Consider the following 19285-nt stretch of genomic DNA (forward strand, 5'->3'; position numbering starts at 1 on the left):
CACCTCCTTCATGCCGCCGCCCCGGGACGAACGATCCCGGTGGCCAGTCGCTCACCCTAACAGCTGACCGGGCGTCGACGCCGACGGGTTTCCCAGAGGTTTCCCAAGCTTTTACGGGATCCGGTACCACCCCCCGCCCGCGACCGCCCCCGACCTGCCCGGACGCGGCCCGCGCGGCCCCGGGGGTTACGCTCACCGGCATGGCGCACGACTTCCCGTCCTTCGGCGATCCCCACGGCGGCAGCTCCCCCGAGCTCTCCCGGGAGGCGGTGCTGGCCGCCGTCGAGGCCCGGCTGATCTCCACCCTCGGCGAGCCGGGCGGCCGCGCCGCGGTCACCTTCCTCGGCGCCGACCGGATCGAGGTGCTGCGCTTCGGCCCGGACGCCCAGGGCCTGGTGCGGTACGCGACGCTCGGCATGTCCGCCGCGCCGATGGCCGACCCGACCTCGCCGGTCGCCGACCAGGTGCGCGGCCCGCGCGTCGAACTGCTGCTGACCGTCAGGGGCGGGCGCGACAGCGTGCTGCGCACCCTGGCGACCTTTGCCGCGACCCCGCAGGTCGAGGGCCTGGTGGTGGCCCCGGGGGGCTCGCTGGACCTCGGTTCCCCGCTCTGGGACGGCGCGCCCTTCACCTCGGTGCTGGCCGCCGAACCCGGGGGCCTGGTCGAGGACCTGGAGCTGGCCGATCCGGCCGATCCGGTCCGCTTCCTGCCGCTGCTGCCGATGACGCCCAACGAGGCGGGCTGGAAGCGGGTGCACGGCGCGGCCGCGCTCCAGGAGCGCTGGCTGGACCAGGGCTCCGACCTGCGCGACCCGGACCGGCGCGGCGTCCGGCTGGACTGACGCCGGGTCGGGCAGGGGGGCGGAAACGACCGGAGCCCGGAGCGGGGGACTCATCATCCCTTGCTCCGGGCTCCGGTTCGGCTCAGCGCTCGATCGGCTTCATGCCGGTGGCCTGCGCCAGCAGCGCCTCGTACACCTCGGGGTCGGTGGTGTACTCGCCGAGCCGGACGGTCTTGCGGGCGCCGTGGTAGTCGCTGGAGCCGGTGGCCAGCAGGCCCAGCTCGCCGGCCAGGCCGCGCAGCCGCACCCTGGTCTCCTCGTCGTGGTCGGTGTGGTCGACCTCCAGCGCGGCCAGCCCGGCCGCCGCGAGGTCGGCGATCACCTGGTCGGAGACCGTCCGGCCGCGCTTGACCGCGCCCGGGTGGGCGAACACCGGCACTCCGCCGGCCGCCCGGACCAGCCGGACCGCCTCGACCGGGTCGGTCTCGTGCTTGCGGACGTCCGCCCGCCCGCCGTTGGCCAGCCAGTCGGCGGTGAAGGCGTCCGAGACGGTGGCCACCACGCCCGCCTCGACCAGCGCGCTGGCGATGTGCGGCCGGCCGACCGAGCCTTCCCCCGCGATCCGCTGCACCTGCTCCCAGCTGATCTCCGCGCCGAGCTCCCGGCAGCGTTCCACGATCGCCCGCCCGCGCCGGAACCGGTCGGTGCGCACCAGCTCCCGCTCGCGCGCGAACGCCGGCTCCTCGGGGTCGAACAGGTACGCCAGCAGGTGCATGCTGATGTCCTCGACGACGCAGGACAGTTCGGCGCCGGGGACGACGGTCAGCCGGGTGCCGCCGGGCAGCGCGTGCACGGCCTCGGCGGCCTCGGTGTGGCCGGCCACGGTGTCGTGGTCGGTCAGCGCCACCACGTCGAGGTTCGCGGCGACGGCCGCCGCGACCAGTTCGGACGGGCTGTCGGTGCCGTCGGAGGCGTTGCTGTGGGCGTGCAGGTCGATGCGCACGGATCAGGCTCCTCGGGGCTCGCGGGTGCCGCCAGGATAGGCCGTCACGCCCCGGGAGCGGGGGCCGGTCCGACTGTCCGGGCTCCCACCCGCCGGACTGGAAGCCGGACGGGACGCGGGCTGGATGCCGGGCGCACGACGGCGGTCCGGGGACGGGCCTACCCGAGCAGCCGCGGGGAGAGCGCCCCGCAGGGCAGCAGGCCCAGCTCGGCGCCGGCCTCCCGCAGGTCGGTGAGCACCAGCTCGTCGTACATCACCAGCGCGGACTGCTCGGGCCAGGCGACCGCCCAGAGCCAGAGCCCGCGGGCCTCGCCGGCGAACACCGCGCGGTCGGCCGGGGCGTCCGGGACGTGGAACATCGGGGTGGGCCGGCCGGCGGCCATCAGCTTGGCGTCGGCGGGCTTGTAGAGGCCGACGGAGTCGCCGGGGTCGGGCCCCGGCAGTCCCGCGTAGCGGGCCCCGAGACCGACCCCGAGCTCCTCGGCGATCAGCACCAGCTCGCCGAAGCCGCCGAGCGGCGCGGGACCGGAGCAGGCGACGGCGGTGGCCCGGGCGCCCGAGATGTCGTCGCCGACGTGGGCGATGCCGGTGTAGAGCCAGCCGACCGGGAGCGGCCAGGGCAGCCAGACGGGGACCTGCGAGCGGGCGACGGCGACGCCCAGGGCTTCCACACTGGGGGGCAGCACGGGCTGCATCGGGTGGACCGCTCCGTGCCGGTCGCACTGCCAGGTGTCTGAGAACAGACCGGGGGCGCGGACCCGACCGGCGCACCTCGGGCAGCTTGGCTCGCCCCTCATAGCCGTCAACGCTCCTCCCTCCGGACCGCCGCGTCAAGGACGATCACCCGTACGGAGGGCTCGGCGGAACCTGTCGGTGGCGGTCGCCCGGCCGGCGCTCGGTGGGCGCTTCGCGGGCGGCTCCCGTTGGGGGATGTCCCGTCCCGGGCGGCGGCAAACGTCCGGGGCTCCGGGGCCGGACACACTGACGCCCCGTCATCGGCGAATGCGGTGACAGGGCGTCAGTCGGGTATCGGAACGTCCGGATCGGACGCTCCCGGCTCGTCGGCGGCGGGTGAGGACTCCCGTTCGGGGGCGCCGCGCCGGGTCAGATGGTCGGGCACGGACGGATGAGCAGGCGTTCGCCCGTGCGGGCGGCGGCCTGGACGAACTCGCGCACGGTGGCGGCGTCGGCGATCAGGCTGTCGGCGGCGGAGCCGTCGGGTCCGTCGAGTCGGACGATCTCGAAGCGCATGGTCTGTGTCATGGGCGTCTCCTTTCCTGGCCCCGCGGGGCGGGGCGGTTGCGGCTGAGTCGGTATCAGCCCTTCAGGGGTCCTGCGGATCCGGCGGTGAGGCCGGACCGGGCGGGTCGTCGTCGCGCGTGCGGCGGTCTGCTGCGGCAAGGGCTCCCCCTGCTTGCCTGGTGCGTCCAGTGCCTCGTGAACCACGGTGACGTGGCGGTGCTACCGGGCCGTTGCCCGTCCGTGACGTCCGGGTTTCGGATGATCGGCGCCCTGCTGGAGACTGGCGATGATTCCCGGACAGAATCAAAGATTACCGTAACTAACGAATTTTGTCCTGTGTTGAAGCCGGTCGAAGTTGAAGAAGTGGTACAGACCACTTCTCGGCGAACGGGGGAACCGGCCCGCAACGGAGCGGGTCGGAGCGGGCCGGTCAGGCCCAGAGCGCGGCCAGCGCCTCGGCCGTGGCGGCCGGCTGTTCGGCGTTGGGGGAGTGCCCGGCGTCCGCGACCACCACCCGGCGGGCGCCCAGCCGCTCGGCCATCGCGGTCTGCTCGGGGACCGGCCAGGCGTAGTCCCGCACCCCGGACAGCACCAGCAGCGGCAGCCCGGCGGTGACGGCGGCCAGCTCGGCCACCCGGTCCGGCGCGGCGACCAGGTGGCCGCCGGTGACCGTCAGCGACTGCGGCACGTTGGCCAGCCAGCGCCGGTGCAGGAACTCCGCGACGGCCGGCTCCCGGGCGGGCCTCGGCCGCCCGCTCTGCGCCTCCAGCTGCCGCATGACCTGCCAGATCTGCTCCAGGTCCATCATCTGCAAGGCGTCCAGCAACAGCTTGGTACGGGCCGCCTCGGCCGGGTCGATCGCGCCGGGACCGGTGGACACCAGGGTCAGCGACCGCCAGGGCAGCGGGCCGTCGGCGGCCGCGGCGAGCACCGCCTCGCGCACCACCTGGCCGCCGAAGGAGTGCCCCAGCAGGTGCAGCGGGGCGCCGTCGGCCGCCAGGGCCCCGGTGAGCGCCCGGACGTCCGCGCCGAGCGCCCCGACCCGGTACGCCGCCGGGTCGTCCGGGCCGCCGGTCTGGTACTGCCCGCGCTGGTCCACCGCGGTCACCCGGTACCCGGCGGCGGCCAGCGGCTCCAGCAGCGCGATGAAGTCCTCCTTGCTGCCGGTGAAGCCCGGCACCAGCAGCGCCGAACCGCGCACCGGCCCGTCCGGCTCCGCCCGCAGCGCCGCGAACTCGCCGCGCCCGGTCACCACCCGCTCGGCACGCGCGCACCCGGGCAGCGTCAGAAACGGCGGCGTGCTCATGGGCTGCTCTCCTGGCTGTCCTGCCGGTGGCCTGCTGTCCCGCCGGCGACTCCCCGACGCCCCGAGCTTAAGGCCGTGGCCCGCGGCCCCCCGCCGGGCCGCGTCGTCGGGCCGGGAACGCCCGAGGGGGCGGGCCAGGCCACCACGGCCTGGCCCGCCCCCTCGGGGGAGACGCGGGGAGTGTCAGCTCTCCGGGGTGGCCTCCACCGGCGCGGCGGCCTTGCGGGCGCGGGTGCGCTTGCGCGGCGCCGGGACCTCGGTGGCGGCCTCGGCGGCCTCGGTGGCCGGGGCCTCCGGGGCGGTCTCGGCGACGGCCTTCGGCTTGCGGGCCCGGGTGGCCTTCTTGGCCGGGGCCGGGGCCTCGGTGGCGACTGCCTCGACGGTCGCGGCCGCCTCGACGGCCTCGGCCTTCGGCTTGCGCGCGCGGGTGGCCTTCTTCGCCGGGGCCGGAGCCTCGGCGACGACCACGTCGGCGGCGGCCTCGACGGCCTCCGCCTTCGGCTTGCGGGCGCGGGTGGCCTTCTTGGCCGGGGCCGGAGTCTCGGCGACGATCGCCTCGGCGGCGGCCTCGACGACCGCGACCGCCTCGGCGACGACCTCGGCGGCCTCCGCCTTCGGCTTGCGGACCCGGGTACGGGTGGCCTTCTTGGCCGGGGCCGGAGCCTCGGCGACGACCGCCTCGGCCACGACGGGCTCGGCCACGGCGGGCACGGCGACGGGCTCGGCCACGACGGGCGCGACGGCGACGGCCTCGGCGACCGTAGCCGCCTCGACCACCGCGACGGCCTCGACCACCGCGACGGCCTCGACCACCGCGACGGCCTCGACCACCGCGACGGCCTCGACCACCGCGACGGCCTCGGCCGCCGCGGCCCCGCCGCGCGAGCGGCGACGGCGACGGCGCGGCGCGGCCTCGCCCTCGGCACCCTCGACGGCCGGAGCCGCCACGGCGGCCTCGGCGGCCTCGGTCACGACGGCCGCGGCCTCGCCCTCGGCGCCGACCTCGCTGCCCCGACGGGTGCGACGGCGCTCACGGGTGCGGCGCGGCTTCTGCTCCTCGGCCTCGACCGCGGCGGCGCCCGGACGGCCGGAGCCGCCCTGCCCGCGCTGCCCGCGCTGACCGTCCTGCCCGTCCTGTCCGCCGCGCCCACCGCGACCGCCACGGCCCGAGCGGGCGCCGCGTCCACCGGTCTCGCCGAGGTCCTCGACCTCCTCCGCGTTGAGCCCGGCACGGGTCCGCTCCGAGCGCGGCAGGACACCCTTGGTGCCCGGCGCGATCTTCAGCAGCTCGTACAGGTGCGCGGAGGTGGAGTAGGTCTCCTCCGGGTCGTTGAACGACAGGTCCAGCGCCTTGTTGATCAGCTGCCAGCGCGGGATGTCGTCCCAGTCGACCAGGGTGACGGCGGTGCCGGAGGCGCCGGCGCGGCCGGTGCGGCCGATCCGGTGCAGGTAGGTCTTCTCGTCTTCGGGGCACTGGTAGTTGATGACGTGGGTGACGCCCTCGACGTCGATGCCACGGGCTGCCACGTCGGTGCAGACCAGCACGTCCACCTTGCCGTTGCGGAAGGCCCGCAGGGCCTGCTCGCGGGCGCCCTGGCCGAGGTCGCCGTGGACCGCGCCGGCCGCGAAGCCGCGTTGGGTCAGCTGGTCGGAGACGTCGGCGGCGGTGCGCTTGGTGCGGCAGAAGATCATCGCCAGCCCGCGGCCGTCGGCCTGGAGGATGCGCGAGACCATCTCGACCTTGTCCAGCGAGTGCGCGCGGAAGATGTGCTGCTCGGTGTTGGCGACGGTCGCGCCGGTGTCGTCCGGGGCGGTGGCCCGGATGTGGGTCGGCTGGCTCATGTACCGGCGGGCGAGGCTGATCACCTGGCCCGGCATGGTGGCCGAGAACAGCAGGGTCTGCCGCTTGGCCGGCAGCATGGTGATGATCTTCTCGACGTCGGGCAGGAAGCCCAGGTCGAGCATCTCGTCGGCCTCGTCCAGGACGAGGGCGCGGACCTTGGACAGGTTCAGCTTCTTCTGCCCGGCCAGGTCGAGCAGCCGGCCCGGGGTGCCGACCACGATGTCGACGCCCTTGGCGAGCGCCTCCACCTGCGGCTCGTACGCCCGGCCGCCGTAGACGGCGAGGACGCGCACGTCGCGCACCTTGCCGGCGGTCTGGAGGTCGTTGGTGACCTGGGTGCACAGCTCGCGGGTCGGGACGACGATCAGCGCCTGCGGGAACTCGGAGAGCTGCTCCTCGGTCGTCCGGCCGGCGTCCACGTCGGCGCGCACGACGACCCGCTCGATCAGCGGGAGGCCGAAGCCGAGGGTCTTGCCGGTGCCGGTCTTGGCCTGGCCGATGACGTCGTGGCCGGTCAGCGCGACCGGCAGGGTCATCTCCTGGATGGGGAAGGGGTGGACGATGCCGACGGCTTCGAGCGCCTCGGCGGTCTCCGGGAGGATCCCCAGGTCCCGGAAGGTCGTCTTGATGGGTTCAGCGGTGGTGGACAGGGTGCTGCCTCTTCCGTGTGGAGGGGCCGAGAGCGAGCGGCGGGCGGGCAGCCGCGCGGCTGCGTACGGGCCTGGGCGGCCCTGATACAGCTGCGCGGACGCACAACCGCGCCGGTCCCTGCGGCCGGCCGGTGCGCGCTTCCCTGGTGCGGGGCGCGTCGCCGGCGGCGTCGGGGAGGATTCCCGTGAGGGACCTGCGCGGGACCTCCGCCTCGGGGCGTGGTCTCGGCGGCCCTCGCTCGGCCACTGATGCGGTGCCAAGGCTTGAAGTCCAAGCCATGGTCGGAGCCGATCGGCTCTCCGACCGGGCATCCGCGTACGTGAGTACCCGTGCCTCCGGTGCGGACACGTCCGGCTGGACGGTGCCGCTGTGGAGCGGGCTCGCGGGGGTTACCGAGACGGCGGTGACACCGTGCGAACACGACGGGGCTCCGTACCACCATACAGTCAGGCGACGACTCGAACACGTGACGCGTCTGACATTGCCCCCGGCAACTGCCGCCGGACCGGCAGGTCGGGCCGGTCATCCGGGCGCGGCCGACGGCCGGGGAGCCACCCGGGCGCGGCCCGCGGCTCGTCTTCGGGAGTCCGGGGACAGGCCGTAAGGTGGCGGGTCATGGAGACCCATGGTGAGACGCAGGACGAGGCGGCCGGCTCGATCGGGGACTGGGCCACGTGCTCGGCCGACCCCGGCTACCGGGCGGCCGTGCTGGATCTGCTCGGCGCGCTCGCGTACGGCGAGCTGAGCGCCTTCGAGCGGCTCGCCGAGGACGCCAAGCTGGCGCCCGACCTCGCCGACAAGGCGGCGCTGGCCCGGATGGCCTCCGCGGAGTTCCAGCACTACCAGCGCCTGCACGACCGGCTCGCCGAGACCGGCGCGAACCCGCAGGAGGCGATGCGGCCGTTCGTCGAGCCGCTGGAGCTGTTCCACCGGATGACCGCGCCCTCGGACTGGCTGGAGGGCCTGGTCAAGGCCTACGTCGGCGACGCCATCGCGACCGACTTCTACCGCGAGGTGGCCGTCCGGCTGGACGACGACACCCGCGACCTGGTGCTGAGCGTCATGTCCGACACCGGTCACGCCCAGTTCGCGGTCGACAAGGTGCGCCAGGCGATCGAGGCCGACCCCCGGGCCGGCGGCCGGCTCGCGCTGTGGGGCCGACGGCTGATGGGCGAGGCGCTCAGCCAGGCCCAGCGGGTGGTCGCCGAGCGCGACGCGCTGTCCAACCTGCTGGTCGGTGGCGTGCAGGTGCAGGGCTTCGACCTGGTCGAGGTCGGCAAGATGTTCAACCGGATCACCGAGGCGCACACCAAGCGGATGGCCGCCCTCGGCCTGGCCTCCTAGGGCCCGTCTTCAAACCCCCGCCTGCGGGGCGACGCCGGGGCCCGCCCTGGGAGCCGCCCGGCCGGTCAGGCCGCCCGGTGCCGCCGCGCCGTGCGGTGGGCGCCCGACCGGTGCGGGTGGTGCCGGTGCGCCGGGGCACGCCCGGCGGCGAGGTCCGGCCTGGCCAGCAGCGAGGTGACCACGCCCGAGGTCAGCGCCGAGGCCGCGACGGACACCGCCGGGTAGTGCCCGTACAGGGTGAAGTGCGCGATCGCCCCGCCGACCAGCGCCGCCGCCAGCGCGGTGCCCAGCGTCAGGGCCCGGGAGGCCCGGAAGTACGAGGGCAGGGCCAGCAGCGCGGTGCCGCCCGTCACCAGGCCGACGACGGCGAAGACGATCGACTCGACCAGCAAGACTGCCTCCCGGGGGAACGGGCGTGCGCACCGGCGCCGCACCCTCGCCGTACCCCGGTCCGCGCGGCCGTACACACGACGGTGCCCCGCTCCCCCAAGGGGAACGGGGCACCGGGCGATCCCTGTGCGGCGGCGCCTCAGGTGGTGCCGAAGCCGACCTTGCGGGCGGCCGACTCGCCGATCTCCACGTACGCCAGGCGCTCGGCCGGGACGATGATGCGACGGCCGTGCTCGTCGGACAGCGCGAAGATCTTCTCCGAGCCCTCCAGCGCCTTCGCGACCGCGTTCTGGACCTCGTCCGCAGTCTGTGCGCTCTCGATCACGATCTCGCGAGGCGCGTTCTGCACGCCGATCTTGACCTCCACGGCTTCCGTCCCTCCGGGTTGCAGCCTCCACGCACGGGCACCGGACCGCCTGGGACAAGCGTTCCCGGCGACCGCGCCGTACGGCTTCACCATAGAGCACCGGATCACCGGCCAGGCGAAGGTCGGTGGATCAGTCCTGGTCGGCGGCGTCCTCGCCGGACTGCTCGCCCGGGTGCATCGGGAAGCCCTTCAGGCCGCGCCAGGACAGGCTGGCGACCAGTCGCACCGCCTCGTCGCGGGGGATCTCCAGACCCTGTGAGAGCCAGTACCTGGCGGTGATCTGGGCCAGGCCGCAGACCCCGGCGGCGAGCAGCTTGGACTCCGCCTCGGGCAGGTCGGTGTCCTCCTGGATCACCTTGCTGACCAGCGTCGCGCTCGCCTCGGAGGCCCGCTCGACCCGCTCGCGCACGGCCGGCTCGTTGGTCAGGTCCGACTCGAAGACCAGCCGGAAGGCGCCGGACTCGCTGGAGACGTAGTTGAAGTACGCCTCCATGGTGTTGGCCACCCGCTGCTTGTTGTCGGTGGTCGCCGACAGCGCGTCGCGGGTCGACTCGACCAGGGCGTCGCAGTGCTTGTCCAGCAGCGCCAGGTAGAGGTCCAGCTTCCCGGGGAAGTGCTGGTAGAGCACCGGCTTGCTCACCCCGGCGCGGTCGGCGATGTCGTCCATGGCGGCCGCGTGGTAGCCCTGGGCGACGAACACCTCCTGGGCGGCACCGAGCAGTTGTTCACGGCGGGCGCTTCGCGGCAGGCGGGCACCGCGCGGGCGCTCCTGCGCCTCCTGGATGGCCGTCACGGCGCTCCTCACTTCGGGGTTCGTTCGGGGTGGCAAGAGGACCGATTCTACTTTTCGGTAACCGCGCCCGCGTTCGGCGGAGGCGAGAAAAGCGGGTCGGCCTGATTGTCAGGAGCCCACAATACGGCGCTGACCTCGGCCTCGGCAGTGGTGTGACGGGGGCACCGGACGGCCCGACCACCCCGGGGGTCCCCGGTCCCGGCTCACTACCATCGTCCACCATGAGCGGCGCTGAGCAGCAGGTACGTACGGTCGAGGTCCCCGGCGCGGTGCTCGCGGTGCACCGCGCCGCCGGGGACCGTGCCACCGACGGGCGCGAGCCCGGGCTCTTCGTGCACGGCCTCGGCGGCTCGGCCGCCAACTGGGAGGCCCTGATGGGCCGGCTCTCCGGACTGGTCGACGGCGAGGCCGTGGACCTGCCCGGCTTCGGCCGCTCCCACCCGCCCGCCGACGGCAACCTGACCGTCTCCGGCCACGTCCGCGCGGTGATCGGCTACCTGGAGGCCGCCGGCCGCGGCCCGGTCCACCTGTTCGGCAACTCCCTGGGCGGCGCGGTCTCGGTCCGGCTGGCGGCCCTGCGCCCCGACCTGGTGCGCAGCCTCACCCTGGTCTCCCCGGCCCTGCCCGAGCTGCCCCCGCAGCGCTCCGCCTGGCCGACCGGGCTGCTGGCGGTGCCGGGGGTGCCCGCGCTGCTGCGCCGGCTGTCCGCGGGCGGCCGCGACGCCGAGGCGGCCACCGAGGACCTGCTGCGGCTGGTCTACGGCGACCCGGACGGCCTGAGCCCGACGGCCAGGGCCCAGGCGGTGGCCGAGTACCGGCGCCGGCTGGAGGTGCCGCACGCGATGCGGGCGCTGGCCGGCTCGGCCCGCGGCATCGTCTCGGCGTACACCGAGCGCGGCGACCAGGCGCTGTGGCGGCAGGCCGAGCAGGTCGGGGTGCCGGTGCTGCTGGTGTACGGGTTGCGCGACAAGCTGGTCTCCTACCGTTCGGCCCGCCGGGCCTGCGCGGCCTTCGCGGACGCCCGGCTGCTGGTGCTGCCGGAGTCCGGGCACGTGGCGATGATGGAGCACCCCGACGCGGTCGCCCGGGCGGTGCGGGAGCTGATCGGGCACGCCGTGGGCCGGGAGGGCGCCGCCGACCGGAACGGCACGACGGGCTGAGCGCCGGCGCCGCGGCGGGCTCGCGCGGGCGGCCGCGCATACCGCCCGGAAACGGCCCGGTGGTGGCGGAGGTCACGGCGGTTCACTCGATCAGGTGGCAGGCAGGCATGTGACCGATGGATCGGCCCGGGCCGGTCCTACCTTTCTGCTGTCGGACCGAACAGGTGTGGGGGAGCCGCGGCCGCCGGAGGAACCGGAGTGCGGTCGCGGCCGAGGGACCCGGGCGGGCCGGGCCCGGCCCACCGGAGCGGGCGCCCGGGGAACGGAACGCGGGGCGTCCGCGACCGGGCCGCCGGAGGGCCGCCCGGAGGCACCGCGACCCCCGCCGGGGCCGCCGGACCCCCCGTCCGACCGTCCCCGCCGTCGTTCGGGGCGCCCCGGACGACCGCGGGGGCCGCCCGGAAATCCGTCGATCCGACCGCGATCCCGCCCAGCGAATCCGCTCTGCCCTGGAGGTCTCCCGTGCGCGTTGCCCTGCTCACCGAGGGTGTCCGTCCGCATGCCGGGCGTGCTGCCGGAGGCCGGTGCGACCGGCCGGCTGCGGGCGCAGGAACGCTTCGCCGTGGAGCCGGTGACCGTCGCCTTCCGGGAGATCCACCTGGAACCGGTCTCGCAGTACCCGGCCTTCCCCGGTGGCGGGGGCGGTGGCGGGGCCGGCCCGGCGCCGCGCCCGTTCGCCCGCCCCGCCGGGTACTGGCCGGCGCGCACCGCTGAGCGCCGCCCGTGCCGTCCGTCCGTGCCGTCGATCCACCCGGGATCCGTTGGGTGATCCCCGTTCTCGTCCCGTTCGTTGAATTCAGTCCGCCAGGTCGTCCCCGACCTCGCTTCGTGGAAGGACGCCCCCGATGAGGGTGCTGCTGCTGGGCGCCGACGGCTTCATCGGCCGCCGGGTCACCGATCGTCTGCTGATGGACCAGGAGTTGCAGGTGACGGTGCTCGGCCGACGCGACTCGGCCGACATCCGCTTCGACCTGACCACGGGGAGCCCGGGCGCGTTGGCCCGGTTCCTGGACGCGGTCGCGCCGCAGGTGGTGATCAACTGCGCGGGCGCCACCTACGGCAGCTCGCGCACCCTGATCCGGTCGAACACGCTGGCCGTCGCGACCGTCTGCGAGGCCATCCGGCGCAGCCGGGAGCCGGCCAGGCTGGTGCACGTCGGCTCGGCCGCCGAGTACGGTCCGGTGCCCGGCGGGGTGCCGGTGTCCGAGCAGGCCGAGCCGCGCCCGGTCGGCCCGTACGGGGTGTCCAAGCTGGCCGGGACGGAGCTGGTGCTGGCCTCCGGGCTGGACGCGGCCGTGCTGCGGGTGTTCGACGTGGTGGGCCCCGGGGCGCCGACCGCCTCGCTGTTCGGGCGGCTGGCCGAGGGCCTGCGGCGGGCGCTGGAGCGGGACGAGAACCAGGTGCGGATGCCCGACCTGTCCGGATACCGGGATTTCGTGGACGTGCGGGACGTCGCGCGGGCCATCCAGGCGGCCGCGGTGTCGGCCGCCACCGGGGTGATCAACGTCGGCAGCGGGCACGCCGTCCGGGCCAGGGACGCGGCCCAGCTGCTGGTGCGGGCCTCGGGCTTCGAGGGCTCGATCGTCGAGGAGAACCGGCAGGTCCTGCTGCCCGCGCAGCTCGCCGGGGCGGGCAGCGACCACCTGCCGGGCCACCACCTGCCGGGCCACCACCTGCCGGGCCATCACCAGCCGGGCCACCACCAGCCCGGTCAGCACCTGCCGGGGCACCGCCCCGAGGGACACCGGCCGGAGGGCAGGGCCGTACCGGGCGAGCCGGTGCCGTGGCGGCAGGCGGACGTCCGCACCGCCAGGGACCGTCTCGGATGGCGGACGCAGGTGCCGCTGGAGGAGTCGCTCGGCGACGTCTGGCTGGAGACGGCCTGCCGGGTGTGAGCGCGCCGCGCGGTGTCCCGGGCCCGTCAACCACGGGCTCGGGGCGCCTTCCCCGGCCGCGCCGCCGGTTCCACGATCCGATGCCGCTCGTCTCGCCCATCGGACGAGCTGTCTCGGAATAGTGGAGGGGCGTGACACTGTTGGCGTAGAGAGCCACCCCAGTGGCGGAGCAACAACCCCACGCCGAGGTTGGCCCTGGCCACCCGAACACGACCCATCGGAGTCCCCGTGTCGTTGCCACCCCTGGTCGAGCCGGCCGACGAGCTCACCGTTGACGAGGTCCGCCGGTACTCCCGCCACCTGATCATCCCGGACGTGGGCATGGCGGGGCAGAAGCGGCTGAAGAACGCCAAGGTGCTGTGCGTCGGTGCCGGCGGTCTGGGCTCGCCGGCCCTGCTGTACCTGGCCGCCGCCGGTGTCGGCACGCTGGGCATCGTGGAGTTCGACGTGGTCGACGAGTCGAACCTCCAGCGCCAGGTGATCCACGGCCAGTCGGACATCGGCCGCTCCAAGGCGGAGTCGGCGCGCGACTCCGTCAAGGAGATCAACCCGTACGTCAACGTGGTGCTGCACGAGGACCGCCTCGACAACTCCAACGTCATGGAGATCTTCTCCGGCTACGACCTGATCGTGGACGGCACCGACAACTTCGCCACCCGCTACCTGGTGAACGACGCCGCGGTGCTGCTCGGCAAGCCGTACGTGTGGGGCTCGATCTACCGCTTCGACGGCCAGGCCAGCGTGTTCTGGGCCGAGCACGGCCCCTGCTACCGCTGCCTCTACCCGGAGGCCCCGCCGCCGGGCATGGTCCCCTCCTGCGCCGAGGGCGGCGTGCTGGGCGTGCTGTGCGCGTCCATCGGCTCGATCCAGGTCAACGAGGCGATCAAGCTGCTGGCCGGCATCGGCGACCCGCTGCTCGGCCGGCTGATGATCTACGACGCCCTGGAGATGAACTACCGCCAGGTGAAGGTCCGCAAGGACCCGAACTGCGCCGTCTGCGGTGAGAACCCGACGGTCACCGAGCTGATCGACTACGAGGCCTTCTGCGGCGTCGTGTCGGAGGAGGCGCAGGCCGCCGCCGCCGGTTCGACCATCACCTCGCACCAGCTCAAGCAGTGGCAGGACGACAAGGAGGACATCTACCTCATCGACGTCCGCGAGCCCGGCGAGTACGAGATCGTCAACATCCCCGGCGCGGTGCTGATCCCGAAGAACGAGTTCCTGATGGGCGACGCGCTGGAGAAGCTGCCGCAGGACAGGAAGATCGTCCTGCACTGCAAGTCGGGCGTGCGCTCGGCCGAGGTGCTGGCCGTGGTCAAGGCCGCCGGCTTCGGCAACGCCGTCCACCTGGGCGGCGGCGTGCTCGGCTGGATCAACCAGATCGAGCCGCACAAGCCGGTCTACTGACCGACCCGCACGTGGAAGGGCCCGCCGTCCGGCGGGCCCTTTTCCGTTGCCCGGGTGTGGTCAGTGGCGGGCGATGACGGCGCGGGCCTGTTCGAGGAGCTTGGTGTCGCGCGCCTTGTTCTCCTTGAGCTTGTCGAGGTTGTCGCGGATCGCGTCCGACTCGTACTGCTTCTCCAGGGCCACCCTGATGCCGACCCAGTTCGAGCTGAGCTTGCACCGGGCGTCGGCGGTGGCGACCGCCTTCTGGCGCTCGCCGGGGTGCTGCTCCCCGTGCCACTCCGGCGAGTCGTTGGCGTCCCAGGGGCCCTTGTAGTCGTAGCCGGCGGCCTTCATGCACGAGGACCAGGTGGCGGTGCTGTCCTTGGCGGCCCGCTGTTCCTCGACCTTCTGGCCGACTTTGCCCTGGAGCGCCTCCGCGGCGTCCGAGCCGGTGCCGTCGGCGGGGTGGAATCCGGCCGCGGTGTCCCGGCAGCCATTCCCCCCGGACGCGTCTGCCGTGGCGCCGGCGGACGGCGCTCCGGTGGCCTCTGGGGCGTTTCCCTCGTACGCGAGTTTCTTTTCGGCCGACCATCCGGCGAACAATCCGTCGCGTTCGTTCTTCTCCGCGGCGTCGGCGTCCTGCCCGGTCATTCCCTCGGGCAGTCGGGCCTGATATCCGAGTTCTTTCGCATCACGAATGTCGATGACGCCGTAAAGGCGCCAGGTGGCACCCTGGGGATTTCGGGCCGGCCAGTCGACGGGATATCCGCGGTCGCGCATGCAGTCGGCGACGGTCAATCGGGCCGCGTTTTCGAGGTCGGTCTTCTCCTGGATCGAGAAGATGTAGTCGGAGAGTGGAAATCCGATCTCGTCGTACGCGTTGACGGCGGGGGCCGACAGGCCCTTGGGGTGGGTGTCGCGCTCCGCCGCGCATCCGGCGAGGGAGAGGAGGGCGAGAGCGAGCACGGCTGACCGGTATCGGGGCACGTTGAAGTCCACTGGTCGGGTTCCGGAACGGCGGCGGGTGGCCGGCCCCCACCTGCGCGGGGGCCGGCCACCCGGGGGATCAGCGGGGGCAGCCGGAGTTGCTGCTGAAGCAGAACGAGCCGATGTTGTCGTTGGCGCCCGCGCCACTGCTGAAGGAGTTGGACGCCAGGTTCTGGCGGATGCTGCCGGGGCCCTCGGCCATCTTGCCGCCGGCGTACCCCTCGTGCTCGTAGAAGTAGACGGTGTTGGCGTTGTCGTAGTTCTTGGTGGAGGACGCCCGGTCGTTGGCGCTGTAGCCGTCGTTCATGGTGACGCTGCCGAGGTACTTGGTCGAGTAGTTCGTGTCGAGCATGGCGCCGGTCCAGTTCCAGTCCGCCCACAGACACACCTCGCCGGTGTTGCAGACGCTGTCCCGCTCGGCCGCGTGAGCCGGCGCCGCCATGAGCGCGACGGAGGCCGCGACGGCGGCGACGGCGGCGAACTGCTTCAGTGCACGCATTCTGTACTCCCTGGTTCTTTTACCACGGGGGATTTCGTCAAGAATTCCGTGCTGTTCGCGGACATCCCCCCTTTGAGCCCGCCCGTTGATAGTTCCACGGCGGTCGACGGACGGGCAACCGCCGGGCTCGGCAGTGGCGGGAAACAGACTTCACGTTTCCATTTCGGGACCTTGACGGGAGTTTTTCAAACATGCAAATTTAACGCCAAGGTGGAATATGGCGGATCCAAAGGTGCATATGTCGCAGGACGGGCGTCCGCCCTGCTCGGGCGGGTCGTGGGCCGTCCGGGCGACGCAGGTGGGCCCCGGCCCGACGGCCGGGGCCCACCTGCCTGCGTCGAGCCGGGGTCAGAGGGCCTTCTTGCGCTGGAGCACGTTGTAGGCGATCCAGCCCGGCAGCACCGGCAGCCAGAAGGTGAGTGCCCGGTAGAGGAAGACCGCCGGGGTGGCGATGGTGGGGGAGACGTCCGCGACGGTCAGGGCGCCGATCAGGGCGACCTCGACCGGGCCGATGCCGCCGGGGGTGGGGATCGCCGAGCCGGCCGCGTTGGCGGTCAGGAAGACCACCGCGACGGCCGAGAAGCTGACGTCGCCGCCGAAGGCCTGCACCGAGAAGTCCAGGCAGGCGGTGAAGGAGAGGGTCAGCAGCAGGATGCCGCCGAAGCCGGTGACCAGCTTGCTGGGCGTCTGCATCAGGTCGAGCATCCGCGGCACCACGCCGAAGAACAGCGAGCGCAGCCGGCCCAGCACGAACCGGCGCAGGGGCGCGACGGCGGCCACCACCAGGGCGAGCACGGCGGCGGTCAGCACGCCGATGATCACCGCGCGGGAGGCGGAGAGGTCGCCGTTGGTCTGGCTGCCGGTGATCAGGCCGAAGCTGAACAGCAGCAGCAGGTGCCCGGTCAGGCCCGCCAGCTGGGAGGCGCCGACCGAGGCGACCGCCTGGCCGGACCGGATGCCGGCCTTCTGGAGGTAGCGGGTGTTGAGCGCGATGCCGCCGATCGCGGCGGGGGCGACCAGCTTGACGAAGGAGCCGGCCAGCTGGGCGGCGACGGTGCGCCGGAACGGCAGCTTCTCGGGCACGAAGCCGGTCAGGCTCATCGCCGCGGCGACGTAGCTGAAGGCGGCGGCGAGCAGGGCGGCCGCGGCCCAGGCCCAGTTCATCTGGGAGAGCTTGAGCTGGGCCGGCTTGATGGTGGTCAGGGCCAGGTAGGCGGCGAAGGTGAGCGCGATCACCATGATCAGGCTCTTCGGCTTCAGCCGTTCCAGCTTGGCCGGGGCCATCGGGGCCTCGGGGGCGATCTGGAGGATCTGGCCGCGGATGCGGCTCAGCAGGTCCTCGCCGGCCGCCGCGATGTCCTCCTCGGCCTGTTCCTGGGTGCGCTCGCCGGCCGCGACCTGCTCCAGCGCCCTGGCCCGGGCGGCGGTCTTGCGCTCCTTGGTGAGCTTGGCGAGGTCGACCCTGGTGGAGCGGCTCATCCCGACCGGCTGGAGCAGCGGCAGCGCCTGCGCCACCCGCTCGGCGCCGAGCACCGCGTTGGCGACGGCGACGGTGCGCTCCGGGCCGATCCGCAGCGCGAAGGTGGTGAGCAGCTGGGCGACGTCGATCCGCAGGGTCAGGTCGGTGGCGGCGATGTCGCCGCCGGAGAGGTTGACCAGACAGCCGGTCCGTTCGTCCACCACCAGCAGCGACTCGCCGGTCAGCCGGCGGTGGGCGATCCGGCGCTCGTGCAGGGCGGCCACCGACTGCCAGACCGAGGCCATCACCGGGTCGGTGACCTCCTCGTCGGCCAGCTCGTCCAGGGTGCGGCCCTCGACGTTCTCGTACACCAGGATCGCGGCGTCCGGGCCCAGCTCGGAGGTGGCGACCAGCTGCGGTGCGAGGGCACCGGAGGCGGCCGCCGCGTACGCGATCAGGGCCTCCTGCTCCAGCGCCTGGCGCAGCGACTGGGGGCTGCGGCGCACCGCGACCGAGCGCAGCCGCAGCCGCCGCCAGGCCCGGTAGAAGAAGCCGGAGGCCTGCTGCTCGCGGTCGATGATGTGCACGTCCAGCGGGGGGCCGCCCTGCTGGGTGACCTGGTAGCGGCGGGTGCCGCCGGGGGCGTCGGGGGTGCGCACGGCGCCGGCCGGGGTGAAGCCGACCTTGCGCAGGCCGATCATCAGGTGCTGGCCGGTGGGCCGGATGTTGGGGGAGCCGATCGCGTACAGCGTGCCGTAGGCGACGGACCAGCCGATCAGCACGGTGAGCAGCAGCGACAGCGGGGTGGTGTAGCCGCCGAGCAGCTCGGTGACCCCGCTGAAGACCACCACCACCCACAGGGCGACCCGCCAGCGCGGTCTGCTCGACATGCCGACGGCGGTCATGTAGGCGATCACCGGGGCGAGGTAGCCGTGCACCGGGTCGGTGAGGGTGCCGTTGCTGTCCAGCGGCAGCCTGGTCAGCGCGTCCCTGATGTGTTCGGAGGCGCCTTCGGCCACCCACCAGTCGATGCCGAGCGAGACGCCGTACGCGAGCACCGAGGCGAGCACGCCGTCGGCGACCCGCAGGCCGTCGCGTTTGATCAGCCGCTCGACGGCGAAGGCCAGCGGCACGGCGAGGACCGCGACGCTGGAGACCAGGCCGGTGATGGTGGAGAGCACCGCGGAGAAGTGCGGCGCGTTGGAGGCGATGTCCTGCTCGATGCCGGTGGTGGTCGAGGTGGCGATGCCGGCCAGGACGAAGACGGCGACGATGCCGAGGACGCCGGCCAGGAAGCGGATCAGGTCGGACGGGCGGTGCGCGCGGGCGGCGAGCAGCGGCTCGTCGACGTCCAGGTGGGGGGCGTCGTCCAGCGGGTCGGGCTCGTGGAGCCGGGGGGCCTCGGACTGCGGGTCCCCGGACTGCGGGTCCTCGGGCCGGGGGTCCTCGGGCTCCGGGGGCCGGGTCGTCTCGGCCGCGGGCGGCCCGGGCTGTTCGGGGGTCCTCGCGGGCGTGGGGGTCTTGATCGTCCGGTCCTTGATCAGGGAGACTTTCGGCGTCGGCCCCGGTTCGGGGCGGCCTTCGTTCCCGCCGCCGGGCGCCGGGGGCACCGCGGCAGCGGACTCGTCGGAGTCCTTGTCCACGCCCACGTCAGCCGTCCCGGTCATCTGGTCTTGTCCTCGTATCACCACTCACCGCCCCGGAAGATGGTGGCATGCCCCGGCCCCCCGTGCGGGACAGGGGCCGGATCGGGCGCGGCGGATCGTACGTACGGGGCCGCGGGTGCGCCCCCGTAGGGAAGGATGCCGCAGGTGACGGACGCAACAGACGAAGGCCCTCCCGGCACCCTCCCGCCGTTCGCCGAACTGGTGCTCGACCTGACCGAGCGGATTCCACCCGGTCGGGTGATGACCTACGGCGACGTCGCCGAGTACCTGGGCCAGGGCGGCCCCCGGCAGGTCGGCCGGGTGATGGCCCTGTACGGCGGCTCGGTGCCCTGGTGGCGGGTGATCCGCGCGGACGGCCGGCTGCTGCCCGGGCACGAACACCGCGCCCTCGACCACTACGGCGACGAGGGCACCCCGCTGCGCGAACTCGCCGACCCGCCCCGGGTCGACCTCCGGCGGGCCCGCTGGGACGGCGAGCCGATCCGGTAGGCCCCGCCCGAGCCGATCGGTG

18 protein-coding genes are annotated in these 19285 nt (G+C 73.8%); 7 read left to right on the forward strand and 11 right to left on the reverse strand.

Annotated elements, in window-relative coordinates:
- Positions 1 to 200 precede the first annotated feature (200 nt).
- Positions 201 to 842: a suppressor of fused domain protein gene (locus ACIQOW_RS12400; protein WP_401083315.1), complete on the forward strand. Its 642-nt coding sequence runs from the start codon at positions 201 to 203 to the stop codon at positions 840 to 842.
- Between the two features lie 82 nt (positions 843 to 924).
- Here the strand turns inward: ACIQOW_RS12400 and ACIQOW_RS12405 are convergent, their stop codons facing one another.
- From ACIQOW_RS12405 to ACIQOW_RS12425, 5 genes are all read right to left on the reverse strand, one after another.
- A complete protein-coding gene (locus ACIQOW_RS12405) occupies positions 925 to 1785 on the reverse strand; it encodes a PHP domain-containing protein (RefSeq protein WP_401083317.1) in 861 nt (286 codons plus the stop codon).
- Between the two features lie 158 nt (positions 1786 to 1943).
- Positions 1944 to 2582, reverse strand: a complete 639-nt coding sequence (locus tag ACIQOW_RS12410; RefSeq protein ID WP_188295012.1) for a DUF6758 family protein — start codon at positions 2580 to 2582, stop codon at positions 1944 to 1946.
- A 307-nt stretch (positions 2583 to 2889) separates the two neighbouring features.
- The gene (locus ACIQOW_RS12415) at positions 2890 to 3048 is read right to left on the reverse strand and encodes a hypothetical protein (RefSeq protein ID WP_188295023.1); all 159 of its coding nucleotides are present in this window, start codon (positions 3046 to 3048) and stop codon (positions 2890 to 2892) included.
- A 409-nt stretch (positions 3049 to 3457) separates the two neighbouring features.
- Positions 3458 to 4333: an alpha/beta fold hydrolase gene (locus tag ACIQOW_RS12420; RefSeq protein WP_401083320.1), complete on the reverse strand. Its 876-nt coding sequence runs from the start codon at positions 4331 to 4333 to the stop codon at positions 3458 to 3460.
- 183 nt (positions 4334 to 4516) lie between these two features.
- Positions 4517 to 6712, reverse strand: a complete 2196-nt coding sequence (locus ACIQOW_RS12425; protein ID WP_401083321.1) for a DEAD/DEAH box helicase — start codon at positions 6710 to 6712, stop codon at positions 4517 to 4519.
- Between the two features lie 730 nt (positions 6713 to 7442).
- On the opposite strand from ACIQOW_RS12425, the gene ACIQOW_RS12430 reads away from it, so the two are divergent.
- A complete protein-coding gene (locus ACIQOW_RS12430; protein ID WP_401083323.1) occupies positions 7443 to 8171 on the forward strand; it encodes a ferritin-like fold-containing protein in 729 nt (242 codons plus the stop codon).
- A gap of 65 nt (positions 8172 to 8236) precedes the next feature.
- Here the strand turns inward: ACIQOW_RS12430 and ACIQOW_RS12435 are convergent, their stop codons facing one another.
- The 3 genes from ACIQOW_RS12435 to ACIQOW_RS12445 all read right to left on the reverse strand — a co-directional run bounded on the left by ACIQOW_RS12435 (position 8237) and on the right by ACIQOW_RS12445 (position 9721).
- Positions 8237 to 8563 (reverse strand): hypothetical protein, encoded by a 327-nt coding sequence (locus tag ACIQOW_RS12435; RefSeq protein WP_401083325.1) that lies wholly within the window; start codon positions 8561 to 8563, stop codon positions 8237 to 8239.
- A 137-nt stretch (positions 8564 to 8700) separates the two neighbouring features.
- The gene (locus tag ACIQOW_RS12440; RefSeq protein ID WP_401083326.1) at positions 8701 to 8928 is read right to left on the reverse strand and encodes a DUF3107 domain-containing protein; all 228 of its coding nucleotides are present in this window, start codon (positions 8926 to 8928) and stop codon (positions 8701 to 8703) included.
- Between the two features lie 130 nt (positions 8929 to 9058).
- The gene (locus ACIQOW_RS12445; protein WP_401083328.1) at positions 9059 to 9721 is read right to left on the reverse strand and encodes a TetR/AcrR family transcriptional regulator; all 663 of its coding nucleotides are present in this window, start codon (positions 9719 to 9721) and stop codon (positions 9059 to 9061) included.
- 221 nt (positions 9722 to 9942) lie between these two features.
- On the opposite strand from ACIQOW_RS12445, the gene ACIQOW_RS12450 reads away from it, so the two are divergent.
- From ACIQOW_RS12450 to moeZ, 4 genes are all read left to right on the forward strand, one after another.
- A complete protein-coding gene (locus tag ACIQOW_RS12450; RefSeq protein ID WP_401083330.1) occupies positions 9943 to 10881 on the forward strand; it encodes an alpha/beta fold hydrolase in 939 nt (312 codons plus the stop codon).
- A 499-nt stretch (positions 10882 to 11380) separates the two neighbouring features.
- The gene (locus ACIQOW_RS12455; RefSeq protein ID WP_401083332.1) at positions 11381 to 11650 is read left to right on the forward strand and encodes a hypothetical protein; all 270 of its coding nucleotides are present in this window, start codon (positions 11381 to 11383) and stop codon (positions 11648 to 11650) included.
- Between the two features lie 76 nt (positions 11651 to 11726).
- Entirely contained in the window at positions 11727 to 12776 is a 1050-nt protein-coding gene (locus ACIQOW_RS12460; protein ID WP_401083333.1) for an NAD-dependent epimerase/dehydratase family protein, read from the forward strand.
- 228 nt (positions 12777 to 13004) lie between these two features.
- On the forward strand, positions 13005 to 14183 hold the full coding sequence (moeZ, locus tag ACIQOW_RS12465) for an adenylyltransferase/sulfurtransferase MoeZ (protein ID WP_188297778.1): 1179 nt from the start codon (positions 13005 to 13007) through the stop codon (positions 14181 to 14183).
- Positions 14184 to 14243: 60 nt separating this feature from the next.
- On the opposite strand, the gene ACIQOW_RS12470 is transcribed toward moeZ, so the two are convergent.
- From ACIQOW_RS12470 to ACIQOW_RS12480, 3 genes are all read right to left on the reverse strand, one after another.
- Positions 14244 to 15128 carry a hypothetical protein gene (locus ACIQOW_RS12470; protein WP_401083335.1) on the reverse strand — a complete coding sequence of 295 codons (885 nt, stop codon included), beginning with the start codon at positions 15126 to 15128 and terminating at the stop codon, positions 14244 to 14246.
- Between the two features lie 100 nt (positions 15129 to 15228).
- Positions 15229 to 15648 (reverse strand): peptidase inhibitor family I36 protein, encoded by a 420-nt coding sequence (locus ACIQOW_RS12475; RefSeq protein ID WP_401083337.1) that lies wholly within the window; start codon positions 15646 to 15648, stop codon positions 15229 to 15231.
- A gap of 348 nt (positions 15649 to 15996) precedes the next feature.
- Positions 15997 to 18774, reverse strand: coding sequence for a flippase-like domain-containing protein (locus ACIQOW_RS12480; RefSeq protein ID WP_401083339.1), 2778 nt, complete (start codon positions 18772 to 18774; stop codon positions 15997 to 15999).
- 135 nt (positions 18775 to 18909) lie between these two features.
- Here ACIQOW_RS12480 and ACIQOW_RS12485 point away from each other — a divergent pair, with 135 nt between their 5' ends.
- On the forward strand, positions 18910 to 19263 hold the full coding sequence (locus ACIQOW_RS12485) for an MGMT family protein (RefSeq protein ID WP_401083341.1): 354 nt from the start codon (positions 18910 to 18912) through the stop codon (positions 19261 to 19263).
- The last annotated feature ends 22 nt before the right edge of the window (positions 19264 to 19285 follow it).

The organism is Kitasatospora sp. NPDC091335, from assembly GCF_044757205.1.
Lineage (GTDB): Bacteria > Actinomycetota > Actinomycetes > Streptomycetales > Streptomycetaceae > Kitasatospora.